Below are 16,209 nucleotides of genomic sequence, written 5' to 3'. Positions count from 1 at the left end.
TTAAATGGTAAATCGGCATATAATAGACAATATAGTAAACAAATTGATTTAATAGACGTATTTGGATAGATAAAATGAGATTACTCAATGAGATTATTTGGCTATGCTAGAGTATCAACTTCTGATCAATCATTAGAAATACAAAAACAGGCTCTCAAAAAAGCTGGGGTTATCGAGTCAAGAATATTTTCTGACAAAACAACAGGTAGTAATCTTGAACGAGAAGGGCTAAAATCATTAATGGTGAAAGTTGAGGAAGGTGATGCAGTGTTAATTACTAAACTGGATAGATTAGGTAGGGATACTGCAGATATGATCAGCCTGATTAATCACTTTGATAAAATGAATGTAGGGGTACGTTTCTTAGATGATGGTATTAACACCGAAGGGGCTACTGGAAAAATGGTAGTAACGATTTTATCGGCAGTAGCACAAGCAGAACGTCTGAGGATTTTAGAGCGTACTAATGAAGGTAGGCTAGAGGCAAGAATTAAGGGTGTGAAATTTGGAGCTAAACGCAGGATTAATAGAAAGCAATTGCTGCAATATCATGAACAAGGTATTATTGGCACTAGTTTAGCTAAAAAAATGAGTATCAGTCGTGCTGCTGTGTATAAGATACTCAAAGAAGAGCGATCAAATGTTGGCTAAATGATAGATAACAAGTAAGTATAAACAATATGACAAAAATGTTAAAAAGATACGTCTTAAAATTAGGTAAGGAAAGTGGCTAATCGCTTAAAACATGATCAAATCTTTCGTAAAGCTATGGAAAATCCACTAGTATCACATGAATTTTTTGATACCCATTTACCTAAACATATTAAGGATTTAGTAGATTTTCCTAGCCTAAAAATGGACAATACAACTTTTGTTGAACCAAATTTGAGAGATACTATCTCAGATGTGTTATTTTATACTAAATTTGGTAAGCAAGATGGTTATCTGTACCTCTTAGTTGAGCACCAAAGCAGTCCCGATCATTTCATGGCTTTTCGTCTCTTCAAATATATGCTGAATATTTGTGATAGATATTTGACTGAGCATCCTAAAAGCAAAACTTTACCGTTAGTCTATCCGTTAATATTTTTTAATGGTATAGGAAAATATAAAGTATCTCGTAATTTGTGGGGGCTATTTGATGACAGCAAATTCGTTAGGGATATATGGGCAAATGATTATCAACTAGTAAATGTGCATGATATTGCCGATGAGGAACTGAAAAAAAGAGCGTGGTCAGGTATTCTCGAATTTTTTATGAAACATATAAAAAAACATAATCTATTAAAGAAATGGCAGGAAATAGCTGATATGTTACCTGAATTGACCAAAGTGACTATCGGCTACAACTATATTGAAATGATGCTCTGTTACACTTTGACAAAAATAGAGCAATCGGATAAAATTAAGCTAGAACAATTATTAACAAGCAAGTTAAATCAAGAAACAGGGAAGAAACTTATGGGAAGTTTAGCACAACATTGGGAACAAATAGGTGAAGCTAGAGGCAAAGCTGAACGAAATATTGAAGTAGCAAAAAATATGTTCTCAAATAATTACTCTATCCCTGAAATCTCTCGTATTACCGGTTTATCTATTCAGGAGATCAACAATCTGCTTAAATCCTAGTTCTTTAGTCAAAGGGGTAAGACCTTTGACCTTGATCATTCTATGGTTATTTTTTCCATAAGATAGGACTAGTGTTAAGGTAGCTGCGATGAGCCGCCACATTTAAACAGGGAATTCTTTAATCTTTTTTTCATACTCTGGTTGGCAGTCTACGAGTGATAATTTTGAATATATTTCAAGTGATTGACGACTATCATGCCCCGAATAAGGTTGGATTAATGCATCATCCACGCCTTTTTTCTTCATCCATGTAAAAAGAAAATGCCGTAATTTATGTGGTGATATTGAATTCTCAATGCCAGCTTCTTTTGTGTAATTCATTAATATTTTCCTAATACCTCGATCAGAATACGGTTTCTTCCAACTAGATTCAAATAGGTAAACTGTCTTATTTTTCTTTGCACTTTCAATGTGTACAGCTAATACTTCTGTAAATGCATTAGGAAACGGAACTATTCTATCTTTACTACCCTTTCCGTGGTTAATTCTAATTTGACAACTATCTAAATCTATATCTGATATTTTTATTTTTACCAATTCCGATACTCGTACCCCAGTATAAAGTAACGTCTTAATAATTATTACATGCTTCATATTTCTTGATTTCCATACAGCCTTATAATACTTACTAATTTCCTCTTCTGTTGGTACATAAGGTAATTTCTTTGTGGTGCTATTGTCTACTGTTATATCGAGTTCTTTACGAATATGTCTAAATAATTCTCTCAAGTAATTATAATCTGGTTGTTCCTTTTTTAAATCCTTCAAAAAGTATTTGGCTTTTTCTCTTACAGGAGTACGGTTTATTATTGTCATCGGTAATACCCCGACCCAGCTTGCGAATATATTAATATACGTTGGTTAAAATCAATTGGGAACAAACCGTATGGATTAATATGCGTTGAAAGTAACGGTGTTAATGCCCTGTAATCTTCAGGAGTCAGTTTGTTTCGCCAGTGAGGCTCAGATAATACTTGCTGAATAAGAAGAGTATTAATATAGACAATACAAGCTTGTAATAAATGTAGACATAATATTGATAATTCTTGATCACCAATATTGTTTGTTGTGAGCTCTCCTAGTTTCCCATAGAAAATAAAATCCATTATATAATTTAAGCGTTCTACTACATTCAACCCTTCATTGATTTCAATTCTAAGATATTCTGAATCTAGGTATTTACATAGGAAAATACTTTTATTTGCTTTACCAATTTCTAACAAAGTTCTATATACAGGATGTTCGTAATTATTATTACTAAAACGTTTTACTAATACATCAGGTTCTACAATACCCAATTTTAATGCTACAAGATGTTTAACGACTTCATTGTAATTCTCCTCAATTAATTTCCAATTGATACCACCTTTAATTATTTCAGAAATATATTGGTATTTCCATTTATCTCCAGATGCAACCCCATAAAGTTTTTGTTTATTTATTGCTTTTAATCTAGGTAGTAAATCAAAATCAAGTAAGTAGCTAATAGCAAAACCTATCACACTTTGACCATGAGTATCAACAAATACTCTGTTCATGTTCATCTCTGTATCATGATCAATTATACCTTTAATCATTGATCCTACTTCTGAAGATGAACAACTTTTTAATTGTGAATAAATACATAATGATTTCTTATCAACATGCCAATAAATCATTACTCCTCGACCTTGATAACGGTGATGCCACTCATTAATAAGATTTTGATCCCAACTACTTATCTTTGTTGAATCGCATGCTACTGATGTTGTTGCTTCTCCCCAAATATCTGGATTACGTATTTTGAGAATATTGTTAATAATTAGACGAATAGAGTTTCTAACATTTGTAGCATTAATATACCTCTTCTTAATATAACGTAAATCGCTGTAATTAACATCACCATTGGCAATACTTATTCTCTTCAATCCTGTATTGCTACCTATACCATATAAACACAATAAAAGTCTTTTTCTAAGGCCTGACGGTTCAATACTACTACTTTTAGCAATAGTTTCCATTTGCTGTGTAAAATTGGTAAGTAGATCAGTTTCTTTTAAAATATCAATAAGGTTTATACTTGACCACCTACCTGTAATTTCCTTTTGTAGTGCAATGATGTTATTTGGATCTTTTTGTGCTTCTGATGGGGTAATAGTAATATTCTTCCCAACAGTACTTGTCTTGATTTTAACAAGATTATTATTAGGTATTTTGCTATTTAGATTTTCTAAACCCCTTTCTAAGGCATTTTGTAACTTTGTAATAAACTCCTTATCATCTAAAGGTAGACCAAGTTCTTGATAATATTGTTGCTTTTTTTGTTCAAAATCTTTTGGTATATCTTCTTCAGGATTTCTATATCGATAACTTCTTTTAATCCATATTGCTTTGAAGTTTAAAAAACGCTTCAATTCTTCTAAAACGGCAAGCTCATAGTTATATTTATTAACTTTAATCACATCTTTATCTACTTGAACAACCATTGGATGCCAATTTGTAGGTATTATACCTTCAATAGGCGGCTCCGTTTCATAATACTCTGAGTCTGATTCATTCCAGTACTTATTAATAAATTCAACAGCTTTTAAAATCGGTTGATAACTAGAGTTATCTTCTTTTAACTGAAAAGTTTGTAGTATTGGTAGTAGTGTGGTTCTACTTCCATACGCATACTTTGAATGAATCTTATTTTGTACCTGTTGTTGATACCATTTACCGCGTTGCTGTAAATCAGTAATTATTGCTTCTAGTTTTTCTTTAGAAACTTCAGGGTAAATCTTATCTTCAATTGTACTTTTAGGATTGTTAATTGATAAAGATGCTAATTTCTCTAGAATATCAAATTTTCCATCAACACGCTTAACCTCCTTTACAATATAGTTATCTACGTATTTTTCAGAACTAGAACGCATACGTTTTATAAGCTTAATTAATGTATCAGCTAAACTATCTAATATTAGCTGCAATCTTATATAACAGAATATTGCCATAGTCGCATATTTTGCCACAGGGCTAAACTCTAAAATATTACTAGGCGATAAAGCCATGATACGATCATAATATTTCAGCAGTAATTTTCTATCTACTAAATCTACAATCGATTTGGGCAAAGTAATTTGTTTTAATAAAGCGATCTTATCCAAAGCAAAATTAACATTTTTTAGCCTAACCCCAGGTATATCATTTTTTAACTCTGATAATTCTATAATACCATTCTTTGACTGTTCGCTTTGTTCAAGGATTTGCTCAATCAAATAACAGTTATCTTGACTTAAACTTTTAAATATCTTTTCAAGAAATTTTTGTTCAAATTGATGCTTTGCTGAAGCAACATAACGATCCAACTGTTTTTTCTTGAATAGTACAATTTTATTTTGGTCAAAAAATAACCTAGTCTGCTCCATTAATAATTCATTAGATGGATAATGAGGTAGAATATTATTTGTTAGATATTCTGTAAATATTAAAACATCATTATTATTTGCTTGGCGATATCCCAAATATTTTCTAATATCCTGATGATATCTTTCGGCTGTTCTACCGCTCCAATTAAATTTTGAAAGAATAGACTCTTCAATATCCAACTCTGAAGCAATGGCTGATATTAATTTTAATGATATTGGTTTTTCTTCTGCTGCAGGGAATTTAATGTGAGACCGAAAATAAATTAACATTACTCCAAAAGCTAGTTGATTGATTTTACCAGTTTTTGTGTTGCATAGATTAAAATCTTCTAATGATAGTAAATTTGACATATATTATTTTGTATATTCCTAGAATACCTAATATCGGTACTATTTACGAACAATACTACCTATAATTAAATATTATGAGCTATATCTTTTAATATAAATATCAAAAAGTGTCAACAATATTCTTTTAGGAACTTAAAAAGTTAGAACTTTGCATTAAATGTGGCGGCTCATCGCAGCTACCTTAACACTGGTCCTACTTATAAGATGCTCCATATGATCCCTGAAGCGAATGAACTGTTGGATCGATTTAATTTAAGTGCTTCTATAAAGGCTGCTACTCAGCCTACGCAGTCTTATAATTATAGTTTTTATAGTAATTTAATTAAATATTCACAATATATTTACTTGCTATCGCTACATTTTCCTGAGAGGTTAGATAAATTGACTCATGAGCTTAGCGTTAGTATAGCAAAGTCAATCAATACTGGTTATAATACTATTGCGTCATCTTATGCTATCATGGGCAGTTTAGCCTATAGTAATACTATAAATAGCATAGGCGGTAATTCCTTTAAACTGCAGCAATATAGTACCCAAGCGGTAAAAGGGCAGGAACTGAGCTTAAAAGCTGCAAGAATTACTACAACCGAGCTGGATGTTATGACTAATAAGCTGCAGGTTATTTCGACTGCTCCTAATTTCTTTTATCAATTGCTAATAGCAGGTTTTGATAAGCAGGTGGGGAAGACAATCGAGGAAAATGGTATTGAGCTTGACCGGCAATATCTAGATGATGAAGGGCAAACAGTTACTAGTGTTAAGCTAGGCAGCACGTTAAACGTTTTATTAACTATCCGTTCAGTAAGCAATGATACTGTGCCAAACATAGCGGTAGTAGATTTGCTGCCAGGTGGTTTTGAGGTAGACTCTACCACAAATATTAAAACTAAATTACCAGCGAGCTGGGAACCATATTATGTTGATAAGCGAGATGATAGAGTAGTAATATTTGGTTCTGTGCCGGACTATAAGGTACAGTATCAGTATAAGATTAAGGCAGTAAATAAAGGTACTTTCACTATCCCCCCTTGTTATGGGGAGTCGATGTATATACCTAGTATTTATTCTAAAGGTATTATAGGTAGCATAGTAGTGGAATAGCCTTAAAATGACTTTACCTAGTGCTTATCCTCAAAGGATTAAGGGTTCCCAAAAATTGAGGATTCTACTCATAATTTCTATAGTAAGCACCATATTGCTTGCTAGTATAATCTCATATATTATGCTTATTAAACCCCCTTTGCTTACTGGGACTAGCTTCTCGAAAGTAGTACTGGATAGAGAGGGGGAATTAATGAGAATGTCCCTTTCGCCAGATCAAAAATATAGATTATATACACCACTGACGGATATTGCGCCAAAATTAATACAAATTATTCTATTATATGAAGACCAATATTTTTTTCAGCATATAGGAATAAATCCTGTCTCACTGTTCAATGCTTTTGTTAAGACCTATATCTGGGGTAACCGCAAAGTGGGCGGTTCAACTATTACTATGCAAGTAGCACGAATAAAATTTGCTATTAATTCCAAAAATATAATGGGAAAATTATGGCAAATTATTAAAGCAATACAATTAGAGTTACATTACACAAAAAATGAAATCTTAGAAGCATATTTAAACCTTGTCCCTTATGGGGGGAACATTGAAGGCATTGGAGCTGCAAGCTATATTTATTTTAGGCGCGCAGTAAAGGATTTGAATATAATTGATAGCGTCACTTTGGCAATAATACCGCAACATCCTGTTAAAAGATCTCCTACAAGTAATGGTCTATTTAACCCGGAACATATAATTTTGGCCAGAAAACATTTGTTTAATCGTTGGATTACAATTCACCACGAGGATAAAGTATACGAGGTTCTTCTTGATTTGCCAGTAAAGTTCAACTCTATTAAAGACTTACCGTTTTTATCTCCCCAATTTACTTTGTCCTTGCTCGCCAGTGATAGTAGTAATATTATATCCTCAACTTTAGCTAAGGATCTGCAAATTACCTTAGAAAAACAAATAACCACTTATGTAAATTCTTACAGTAATTATGGTGTGCGTAATAGCGCTGCTCTACTGGTTGACTTTATAACTATGGAGGTGCTAGCTAGTGTGGGGTCAGCTGACTTCTTTAATAGTGCTATTAATGGGCAAGTCAATGGCACGAAAGCTAAACGTTCGCCAGGCTCAACTCTTAAGCCATTTGTATACGCTTTAGCGTTTGATCAAGGTTTAATTCATCCTTTAACTATATTGCAAGATTTACCACGGCAATATGGGAATTATCTAGCAGAAAATTTTGATAGTAATTTCATGGGCCCTATTAGTGTCCGTGAATCATTAATTAAGAGTAGGAATATTCCGGTCTTATATCTTGCTTCCCAACTTCAGCATCTAACTTTCTATGAATTTTTGCAGCGTGCTAATATTACTAAACTGCAAGCTTTTCCCCATTACGGATTAACGATGGCTCTTGGTTCAGTTGAAGTAACTATGGAAGAATTAGTAAAGTTATATGCTATGCTAGCCAATTTAGGAGTGTATCAAAATATTAATAAAATTGTCGATAATCGCCCTAAGTCAGCAATCAGACTGTTAAGTAGAGAAGCTAGCTATTTAACATTAGATATTTTAAAGGATATAGGGCAACCAGGATTTAATTACAGTATGGCAAACCTTAATAGCAAGCTACCAGTTTACTGGAAGACAGGTACTTCAAGCTCATTTCGAGATAGTTGGGCTATTGGAATATTTGGAAAATATGTACTGGCAGTATGGGTAGGCGATTTCAGAGGAAATACACGCGGAACATTTGTTGGGGTCAAAACAGCAGCTCCCTTATTTTTTAATATAATCAATGCTATAATAGATAAAAAAGCTACGGAAGATTTGTTGTTAGATAAATTTCGGGAGCTAAAAATTACTAAAGTAGCAGTATGTGCTGACAGCGGAGAGGTCAATAATAATTTATGTTTGGTTAAAGCTTCTACCTGGTTTATTCCAGGAGTCTCGCCAATAAAGCTGATTGGTAGATATCGCACTACTTTGTTATCTACTACCTCTAACTACTTCCCGTCGGAATTACCAGCCATCACACCAGGAAACAAAATAGCTAGCTCTTACTTAAAAGATTTGCCCGCTTATAATACAAAAGATCCTAGCAACATTTCTTTAGGCAATAAAGAGGATAATCAGTCTTTAGCTGTTAATTATAAAAAATTAGAAATTACTTCTCCTTTAAAAAATGTGATATATTCACTAAAAAATAACAAGCAAATAGTGTTAGCTGCTAATCTGATCCTAGATCTAATGAAATTTTTTGGTTTGTTGATAATCAATTAATAGGGCGCAGCACCCCTAACCAGCCATTATTATGGACAGCAAAGCCGGGTAAAATGGTGTTACGAGCGGTAGATAATAATGGAGCAAGTGATACGCAATTAATAATAACAAGTTATTAGACTGCTTTGCAAGCTCACCTAAGCAGGGAAGGTGAAGACGCAATTCATGTTCTGTTGACAAAATTTATAATTATAAAGGATCAAAAATGATTGGATTAGATAAGGCTATTTTTTGGGTTATAGTGATTGGAATCATGGTGATATCTTTAACATTAATTTCCAATATTTTAACACCTTTTGTTATTGCAGCAATCATATCTTACCTATTACAGCCAGTAATTTATCATTTATCTATTCGCTATAAGTACCATAGAAATGTGATAGTCGCGATAATTTTTGTCTTATTTTTTAGTATTTTTATTGTAGTGGTAGCTGTTATATTGCCTATAATATATCAACAAATAACTCTGCTGATTAGTAAAATTCCTACTTATAAAGATTATTTGCAAACACAATTCATTCCTCTTATTACTGCTCAAATCCAAGCAGTAGAACCAACTATCGCTAATAAAATAAAAGATTTGATTAATAATTTTGCGAATGGATTATTTTCTTTAATGACGAGTCTAGCTAACAATATTTGGCATTACACTATGGTAACCATTAATGTATTTCTGGTCGTGGTATTAATCCCTATTATTTTATTTTATTTGTTGCGAGATTGGACAAAAATTATCACTACTATAGATAATTTATTACCTCTAAAAAATAAACAAAAAATTAAGCAAATATTACGAGCTATTAATAATACTTTGGCTGCTTATATCAGAGGGCAACTAAATGTTTGTTTAATATTATCAACTTATTATAGCATTGCTTTATGGATGGTAGGAGTAGACTTAAGTGTGTTGTTAGGTGTTTTATCGGGTTTTTCTATAATTATCCCTTTTATAGGAGTATTGATCACGTTCGTGCTGACCATGATAGTGAGTTATTTTGCTGTAGGGCTTGGTAATAAATTATTGTATATTGCCATTATTTATCTGATTGGTATATTCGTTGAGAGTTATATATTAACTCCTAAAATGATAGGCGATAAAATAGGACTACATCCTTTATGGATAATCTTTGCAGTTCTAGCACTTGGTAATTTATTTGGTTTTATCGGTATATTTTTTGCCGTCCCTATTGCTGGTATAATAAAAGTATTATTTTTAAGTAGTATTGAATTATATAAATCTAGTAAGTTTTATAAATCTTAAATATGATGCAAGATTCACAGATGCAAGATTCACAGCAATATATATTACCATTATTTGATAATGCTTTATATCCACTAGATAATTTTATTAACTCTCCTTCTAATCAAGTGGCTTATGAGGCAATTAACAACTGGCCGGTAATTTGGGGAATAAAACCATATGAATTAGTGCTGTTAATTGATGGTCCTGCTTCTTCGGGTAAAACCTATCTTACTAAAATATGGCAAAGTTTAACGGATGCTTTTGTGATTACCCAAGACTTAGATATATTAAGTAACGAGTTAATGAAGCGGTATAATGCTTTTATTATAGAGGATATAGAGCGGTTAGATGAGAGAAAAATATTGCATTCTTTTAATTTACTCAATGAGTCAAATAAATATCTATTAATGACTACTAGTAGCTCAAATAATAATTTTTCCTTGGCGGATTTGTCCTCGCGGATTAATAGCATCTTAAAGCTCAAAATTAACCCAGCTGACGATGAGTTAATCAAAAAATTAATCTTCAAATATTTTTCCGATCATTCAATCATGGTTAATGAGCAAGTGATTAAATATTTATTAATTCATTTACCGCGACAATGCGCTGAAATAATCAAATTATTAGCTAAGATTATCCACCACGCCTTAGTACACAAACATGCTATTACTATTTCCCTAGTTAAAACTGTCCTTTCTAATACTTCTTATGATTAAAAAGCTAGCTCGTTAATTTGCCAATCCTTTCCTTCTGTCAGGTTTTATTTATCATAGAAATTTTTCTTTAAAGAGCTTGTTTTATTTTTATTAATAATTTATATTGCTGCTGATTAAAATGTATTAATATTTTAATACACACGTTAATATTTTGATCATTATATCTTCACCACAACTATAGTTTAGTGTTTTTGTAAAATCAAAATGCAGAAGACAATTTTGTTAGTTAAGAGAATTTTTATTAATTAAGAAGGAGAGAAAAGATATGCCGCCTCTAAATAGAGCCAAAACCCCTATAAGTACTACATTGCAGCAGGGAGAGAAGGGGCAATTGAACAATATTACCATCGAAAATGTAAAGAATACCATAGTACCCCACACTTATTGTTGAAGTTGAAAGGCATGCATAATGTGTTTTCGTAGTAATGAAAACAACATAGCAGGGGTATCACTTAACGAGTTATAAAAATAATCTTTTATCCAATCAAATCCGTAAGTAAATAATGAGTATAATTTACGACCATGTTTTTTGATCTTTATAGGATAAATTTTGTTCTTAATGTCACCAGCAAGCACGCAAATAGCTAAGGATAAAGATACTATTGCAAATAGTTTTTCCAGCTTTTTTTGATCTGTAATGTGGGTATCTTCAATATTAAATCCAGATGACTTGAGAGACAGAAAAGGTCGCTCAATGCTCCACCTCTGCTTATATGCTAGCAAAGCACATTCACCAATAAGCACATTACTAGCAATAAATAGTTGCTCTCTTTCTAATTGCAAACAAGTTATTTTAATTGCCATACCATTGTAAATTTTGCTTTCTATAGTTTTAGTGTCACCCATTTGCATATCGGCAAAACATTTATTCAACTTCATCTTGCCACCGTTGAAATGCTTGACCTTCTCACTTTTTCTTAGCCTGATAGCAAAAGGTAATTTTTGGATTCCACCCATATATTGCAACCATTCCTCACCAACAAATTCCCGATCGGCAAGGATAAGCTCTATCATTTCCTTAGGTATAATTGTTAAAATTTGCTCAATCAATTTCTTTCTTTCATTAGTAGAAGAGTTGCCTTTTTTATCAAGTAACAACCATGCTATAGGAATTGAAATATTACCATAAACGATAGTTGCAACAAAAAAATTCAAATTTTTAATACCAAATTGCCAGCTGGTTCTATCTATGGCAAGGCTAATTTTACCTGTTAGACAGAGCAATTTAACAATAATTTTCCCTAAACTTATAAAGCACATATTTTGTTCTAAAAGCAAACGCTCAACTTTAACAATCTTGGCATGCAAATTGCCTTTAGAAGCGACATACAGTGCTAATTCTTTGATTCTCACAGTTTTAGCTTTTACTACTGCACAAATTAATTCTGCAAATGTTTTAATTCGTGCTGGGTGCCAATCTAAAAATATGTATAATATTTGGTATAGTGATTGAGAGTCCATTAATACCTCCTGTTGCTTGTTTCTCAGCGGAGATTAGTGACTCTCAGTCACTTATTCAATTTATTATTTTAACCCTCCTGTAAAATCTGTGGGGTACTATGGTGCTTTATAAGTTTAGGGAAAATTATTGTTAAATTGCTCTGTCTAACAGGTAAAATTAGCCTTGCCATAGATAGAACCAGCTGGCAATTTGGTATTAAAAATTTGAATTTTTTTGTTGCAACTATCGTTTATGGTAATATTTCAATTCCTATAGCATGGTTGTTACTTGATAAAAAAGGCAACTCTTCTACTAATGAAAGAAAGAAATTGATTGAGCAAATTTTAACAATTATACCTAAGGAAATGATAGAGCTTATCCTTGCCGATCGGGAATTTGTTGGTGAGGAATGGTTGCAATATATGGGTGGAATCCAAAAATTACCTTTTGCTATCAGGCTAAGAAAAAGTGAGAAGGTCAAGCATTTCAACGGTGGCAAGATGAAGTTGAATAAATGTTTTGCCGATATGCAAATGGGTGACACTAAAACTATAGAAAGCAAAATTTACAATGGTATGGCAATTAAAATAACTTGTTTGCAATTAGAAAGAGAGCAACTATTTATTGCTAGTAATGTGCTTATTGGTGAATGTGCTTTGCTAGCATATAAGCAGAGGTGGAGCATTGAGCGACCTTTTCTGTCTCTCAAGTCATCTGGATTTAATATTGAAGATACCCACATTACAGATCAAAAAAAGCTGGAAAAACTATTTGCAATAGTATCTTTATCCTTAGCTATTTGCGTGCTTGCTGGTGACATTAAGAACAAAATTTATCCTATAAAGATCAAAAAACATGGTCGTAAATTATACTCATTATTTACTTACGGATTTGATTGGATAAAAGATTATTTTTATAACTCGTTAAGTGATACCCCTGCTATGTTGTTTTCATTACTACGAAAACACATTATGCATGCCTTTCAACTTCAACAATAAGTGTGGGGTACTATGGTTTTTTTAACCATTTTCTATTTTTGTCCAGTAGTGTGATACGTCTGTACGCGCAGGTAGCGGGCACTCGTACTCCTAGTACTAATTTAGTTCCCGGAAATGGTATCACAATTTGCTCCAGTGAGATCACATTTAATATATAAGGTGACAAGATCATGTAAGGCGCAAGGCCCTAGTATGGTACATTCAAAGGGGCTTGTACAATTTACGGCGTCAGATAATTGCATCAATTTTTCTAGTATGGGGTGACATGCTGCTAAGGGCACGTGATTATAAATTATTTCATAACTATGGAGGTTTTTGTTATTTGTCATAGATTTATGAAAAACTTCATAATCGTTGAATAGCGCAGTACTAATTTGGGGAGTCAGAACAAGTTCGCTCACATTGTGCTGGCTTATAACCTCACAAAACTTCTTTAATTTTTTGCCACTGACATCTAATACTACCCCATCTGTGGCTTCTAATTCTATTAAATTTAGGCAATCATCCTGGACGTCATTTGTGCCGATCTCTTTAATCATTGACTACCTCTCTATATTATCTGTTTATACTTGGAAGGTATATACTCTTCGCCTTTCAAGAATGGACTATACAAAATTTTGGCACCTTCCCTCCTCAGGTTAATTTCTCATCCTTCTTGAGTAAGGTTTGCAAATTTGCCTGTTAGGCTGCACTCTACAGTTAGGGTAGCCAGATTATCTTGGAGTTGCAAGTCTGTATCTAGTGGTATAATAGTGCCTTGTTGACCTATAGTTACGGCTTGTTGTTGCAAGTGGCTCATTATAGCTTTTGCAGTTTCCGGCAGGAAATTCTTAAACTTTATTGAATAGCCAGACGTTCTATTATTTTCTTGCATACAGTTATTAAATTCCTGATAATATTTAATTAACGACTCGTAAGCGGCCGTTGGTAAAATAACGGTAGTATATTGTTTATTATTAACGTATCTCCAAAATTCTTGAAAATTATTTTTGTTAAATTCTCCTGTTAGTTGTGTTACCATCAAGCAATGAGGGCTCTCTATTTTTTGAGATATTTCTATTATGTTAGCCTTATTAAAAACACTTTTCATTTTCATCCTACTCTTGATCCCTCTATTAAAACTATAATATTAACTACATATAATGTAAAGTAATAATTAGCAATGGTTTTACAATAACAGGTTGAGTTGATTATGTGACAAATGTTATCACAAAAGTAAGTTGTTCAATTAATTATTAGTCAAAGCTAAATCTATAGTATATTCGTTAATCAATCTCTTAATAAACCTCAATGTGATATAAAATTAAAATTTTTAAATATTATGAACCCACAAGAAAATAAAATTTCAGTCAATAAAAGAACTTGGCAGCAACGATCTATTAATGAGTATGAAGCATTACAGCTTGCAAGGCATATAGGAGTCAGTGATTTATTAGCAAAGATGATACTACCGCGTATAGATTGTCTAGATCAAGCGACAAATTTTATCTCTCCTAAACTTAAGCACTTATTACCTGATCCATTTCATTTACTGGATATGCAAAAAGCTGTCGATAGGACTAGACAAGCGATTTTAAATAGCCAAAAAATTTGCATTTTCGCAGATTATGATGTTGATGGTGCTACTTCTTCCTCATTACTAAAAAATGTGTTTCAAGATTTAGGGCAAGTGGTTGATATTTACGTACCTGACCGAATTGCTGAAGGTTATGGTCCTACCATCTCTGCTATGCAAAAAATTAAAGATAAGGGGACGATATTATTGATCACTGTAGATTGCGGCGCAATGGCCCATGAGGCCTTAAAATATGCGAAGCAAGTAGGGCTGGATGTAATAGTGATTGACCATCATATGGGGCACGAGACACTGCCCGAGTCAGTAGCCGTAGTTAATCCAAATCGGCTTGATGAAACAAGTCCTTACACATATTTAGCGGCGGTAGGAGTGTGTTTTTTATTTGCTACCGCTTTATTGTCTGATCTAAAACAGCACAATTTTTTTGTGAATATTGATGATAGCAATTTAGTCCCTCCAAACTTAATGCAATACCTAGATTTAGTAGCCCTAGGCACTGTATGCGATGTGATGCAGCTGGTTAATTTAAATCGAGCTTTTGTAGCCCAAGGATTGAAAATCATGCAACACAGGAAAAATCTTGGAATAACGACCCTATGTGATATTGCGGGTCTGCATGAAAAACCTAATTGTTATCATCTAGGCTTTGTCATAGGACCTCGAATCAATGCTGGGGGAAGAGTTGGCAAGTCTAGTTTAGGAGCTAATTTATTATCGACGAACTGCAGCCTGGAAGCTCATAAATTGGCATCAGAATTAGAAACACATAATAACGAGCGAAAAGTTCTAGAACTGATAATGTTAGAGGAAGCTAGCAATATTGCATTAACCCAAGAAAATGATAGTAGTTTATTTATAGTAGGGGCAGGGTGGCACCCTGGTGTTATTGGTATTGTAGCTGGTAGGTTAAAAGAAAAATTTAATAAACCTGTTGCCGTTATTGCTTTAAATGATGGAATCGGCAAGGCGTCTTGTCGCTCAATAAAAAATATTGATTTTGGTAGTAAAATTATTAATGCCAAAACTAAAGAGTTAATAATAAGTGGTGGCGGACATGCGATGGCCGCAGGATTTACGGTATTAGAAGAAAAGTTAGGTGCATTACAAGAATTTTTAAATAATGAATTTAGGGGGGATTTAGCTAGTAATTTAACTCTAAATCATCAGGAATATGACTTAGAACTGACCACCGAGAGTGTGAATTTGCAATTAATGGAAGAATTAGCCAAATTAGAACCATTCGGGCCAGGCAATGTTGAGCCATTATTTAAATTTCAAGATCTATTTGTATTGAAAGCAGATATCATTGGCGAAAAACATATTAGATGCTTACTTGCCCCTTCTAAAGAAGCATTTGGCAGTAAAACTCTCGCTGCTATTGCTTTTAATAGTACTGCCACCCCTATCGAGAATATTTTACTTGCCCCTAAATCTTATAATATTGCGGTAATAGGTTCTTTAAAAATGAATTACTGGCAAGAACGACATACTATACAATTACAGATAAGGGATGTGATAATTATGTAAGAATT

12 protein-coding genes and 1 pseudogene are annotated in these 16,209 nt (G+C 33.0%); 8 read left to right on the top strand and 5 right to left on the bottom strand.

The features are described from left to right. Positions 1-87 precede the first annotated feature (87 nt). Both ACFELV_RS07605 and ACFELV_RS07600 read left to right on the top strand, forming a co-directional pair. Positions 88-651, top strand: a complete 564-nt coding sequence (locus tag ACFELV_RS07605) for a recombinase family protein (RefSeq protein ID WP_375327437.1) — start codon at positions 88-90, stop codon at positions 649-651. A 75-nt stretch (positions 652-726) separates the two neighbouring features. After that, positions 727-1,629, top strand: coding sequence for an Rpn family recombination-promoting nuclease/putative transposase (locus ACFELV_RS07600; protein WP_375327436.1), 903 nt, complete (start codon positions 727-729; stop codon positions 1,627-1,629). 102 nt (positions 1,630-1,731) lie between these two features. Here the strand turns inward: ACFELV_RS07600 and ACFELV_RS07595 are convergent, their stop codons facing one another. Together ACFELV_RS07595 and ACFELV_RS07590 are read right to left on the bottom strand one after the other, a co-directional pair. Next, positions 1,732-2,445, bottom strand: a complete 714-nt coding sequence (locus ACFELV_RS07595; RefSeq protein WP_375326202.1) for a tyrosine-type recombinase/integrase — start codon at positions 2,443-2,445, stop codon at positions 1,732-1,734. Beyond that, positions 2,442-5,366 carry a Tn3 family transposase gene (locus ACFELV_RS07590; RefSeq protein ID WP_375326201.1) on the bottom strand — a complete coding sequence of 975 codons (2,925 nt, stop codon included), beginning with the start codon at positions 5,364-5,366 and terminating at the stop codon, positions 2,442-2,444. Before ACFELV_RS07590 ends, ACFELV_RS07595 begins: the two co-directional genes overlap by 4 nt. A 159-nt stretch (positions 5,367-5,525) precedes the next feature. Here ACFELV_RS07590 and ACFELV_RS07585 point away from each other — a divergent pair, with 159 nt between their 5' ends. The 4 genes and pseudogenes from ACFELV_RS07585 (at position 5,526) to ACFELV_RS07570 (ending at position 10,662) form a co-directional block, all read left to right on the top strand. Then, positions 5,526-6,467, top strand: a complete 942-nt coding sequence (locus ACFELV_RS07585; protein WP_375327435.1) for a hypothetical protein — start codon at positions 5,526-5,528, stop codon at positions 6,465-6,467. A gap of 7 nt (positions 6,468-6,474) precedes the next feature. Then, a pseudogene (gene pbpC, locus ACFELV_RS07580) lies at positions 6,475-8,822 on the top strand (penicillin-binding protein 1C). Between the two features lie 86 nt (positions 8,823-8,908). After that, a complete protein-coding gene (locus ACFELV_RS07575) occupies positions 8,909-9,964 on the top strand; it encodes an AI-2E family transporter (protein ID WP_375327434.1) in 1,056 nt (351 codons plus the stop codon). A 2-nt stretch (positions 9,965-9,966) separates the two neighbouring features. Next, on the top strand, positions 9,967-10,662 hold the full coding sequence (locus ACFELV_RS07570; RefSeq protein WP_375327433.1) for an HdaA/DnaA family protein: 696 nt from the start codon (positions 9,967-9,969) through the stop codon (positions 10,660-10,662). Between the two features lie 381 nt (positions 10,663-11,043). Here the strand turns inward: ACFELV_RS07570 and ACFELV_RS07565 are convergent, their stop codons facing one another. Then, positions 11,044-12,123, bottom strand: a complete 1,080-nt coding sequence (locus tag ACFELV_RS07565; RefSeq protein WP_375326208.1) for an IS4 family transposase — start codon at positions 12,121-12,123, stop codon at positions 11,044-11,046. Positions 12,124-12,258: 135 nt separating this feature from the next. Here ACFELV_RS07565 and ACFELV_RS07560 point away from each other — a divergent pair, with 135 nt between their 5' ends. Further along, the gene (locus tag ACFELV_RS07560) at positions 12,259-13,101 is read left to right on the top strand and encodes an IS4 family transposase (RefSeq protein ID WP_375326500.1); all 843 of its coding nucleotides are present in this window, start codon (positions 12,259-12,261) and stop codon (positions 13,099-13,101) included. 101 nt (positions 13,102-13,202) lie between these two features. Here the strand turns inward: ACFELV_RS07560 and ACFELV_RS07555 are convergent, their stop codons facing one another. Both ACFELV_RS07555 and ACFELV_RS07550 read right to left on the bottom strand, forming a co-directional pair. Then, positions 13,203-13,640 carry a hypothetical protein gene (locus ACFELV_RS07555; RefSeq protein WP_375327432.1) on the bottom strand — a complete coding sequence of 146 codons (438 nt, stop codon included), beginning with the start codon at positions 13,638-13,640 and terminating at the stop codon, positions 13,203-13,205. A gap of 107 nt (positions 13,641-13,747) precedes the next feature. Then, complete coding sequence (locus ACFELV_RS07550) at positions 13,748-14,191, bottom strand: hypothetical protein (protein ID WP_375327431.1); 444 nt, start codon at positions 14,189-14,191, stop codon at positions 13,748-13,750. Between the two features lie 231 nt (positions 14,192-14,422). Here ACFELV_RS07550 and recJ point away from each other — a divergent pair, with 231 nt between their 5' ends. Then, a complete protein-coding gene (gene recJ, locus ACFELV_RS07545; protein ID WP_375327430.1) occupies positions 14,423-16,204 on the top strand; it encodes a single-stranded-DNA-specific exonuclease RecJ in 1,782 nt (593 codons plus the stop codon). The last annotated feature ends 5 nt before the right edge of the window (positions 16,205-16,209 follow it).

This window comes from Candidatus Tisiphia endosymbiont of Nemotelus uliginosus, from assembly GCF_964264835.1.
Classification (GTDB): Bacteria; Pseudomonadota; Alphaproteobacteria; order Rickettsiales; family Rickettsiaceae; genus Tisiphia.
The sequence above is the reverse complement of the archived record's forward strand: the minus strand, read 5'-3'. Positions and strand labels throughout refer to the sequence as shown.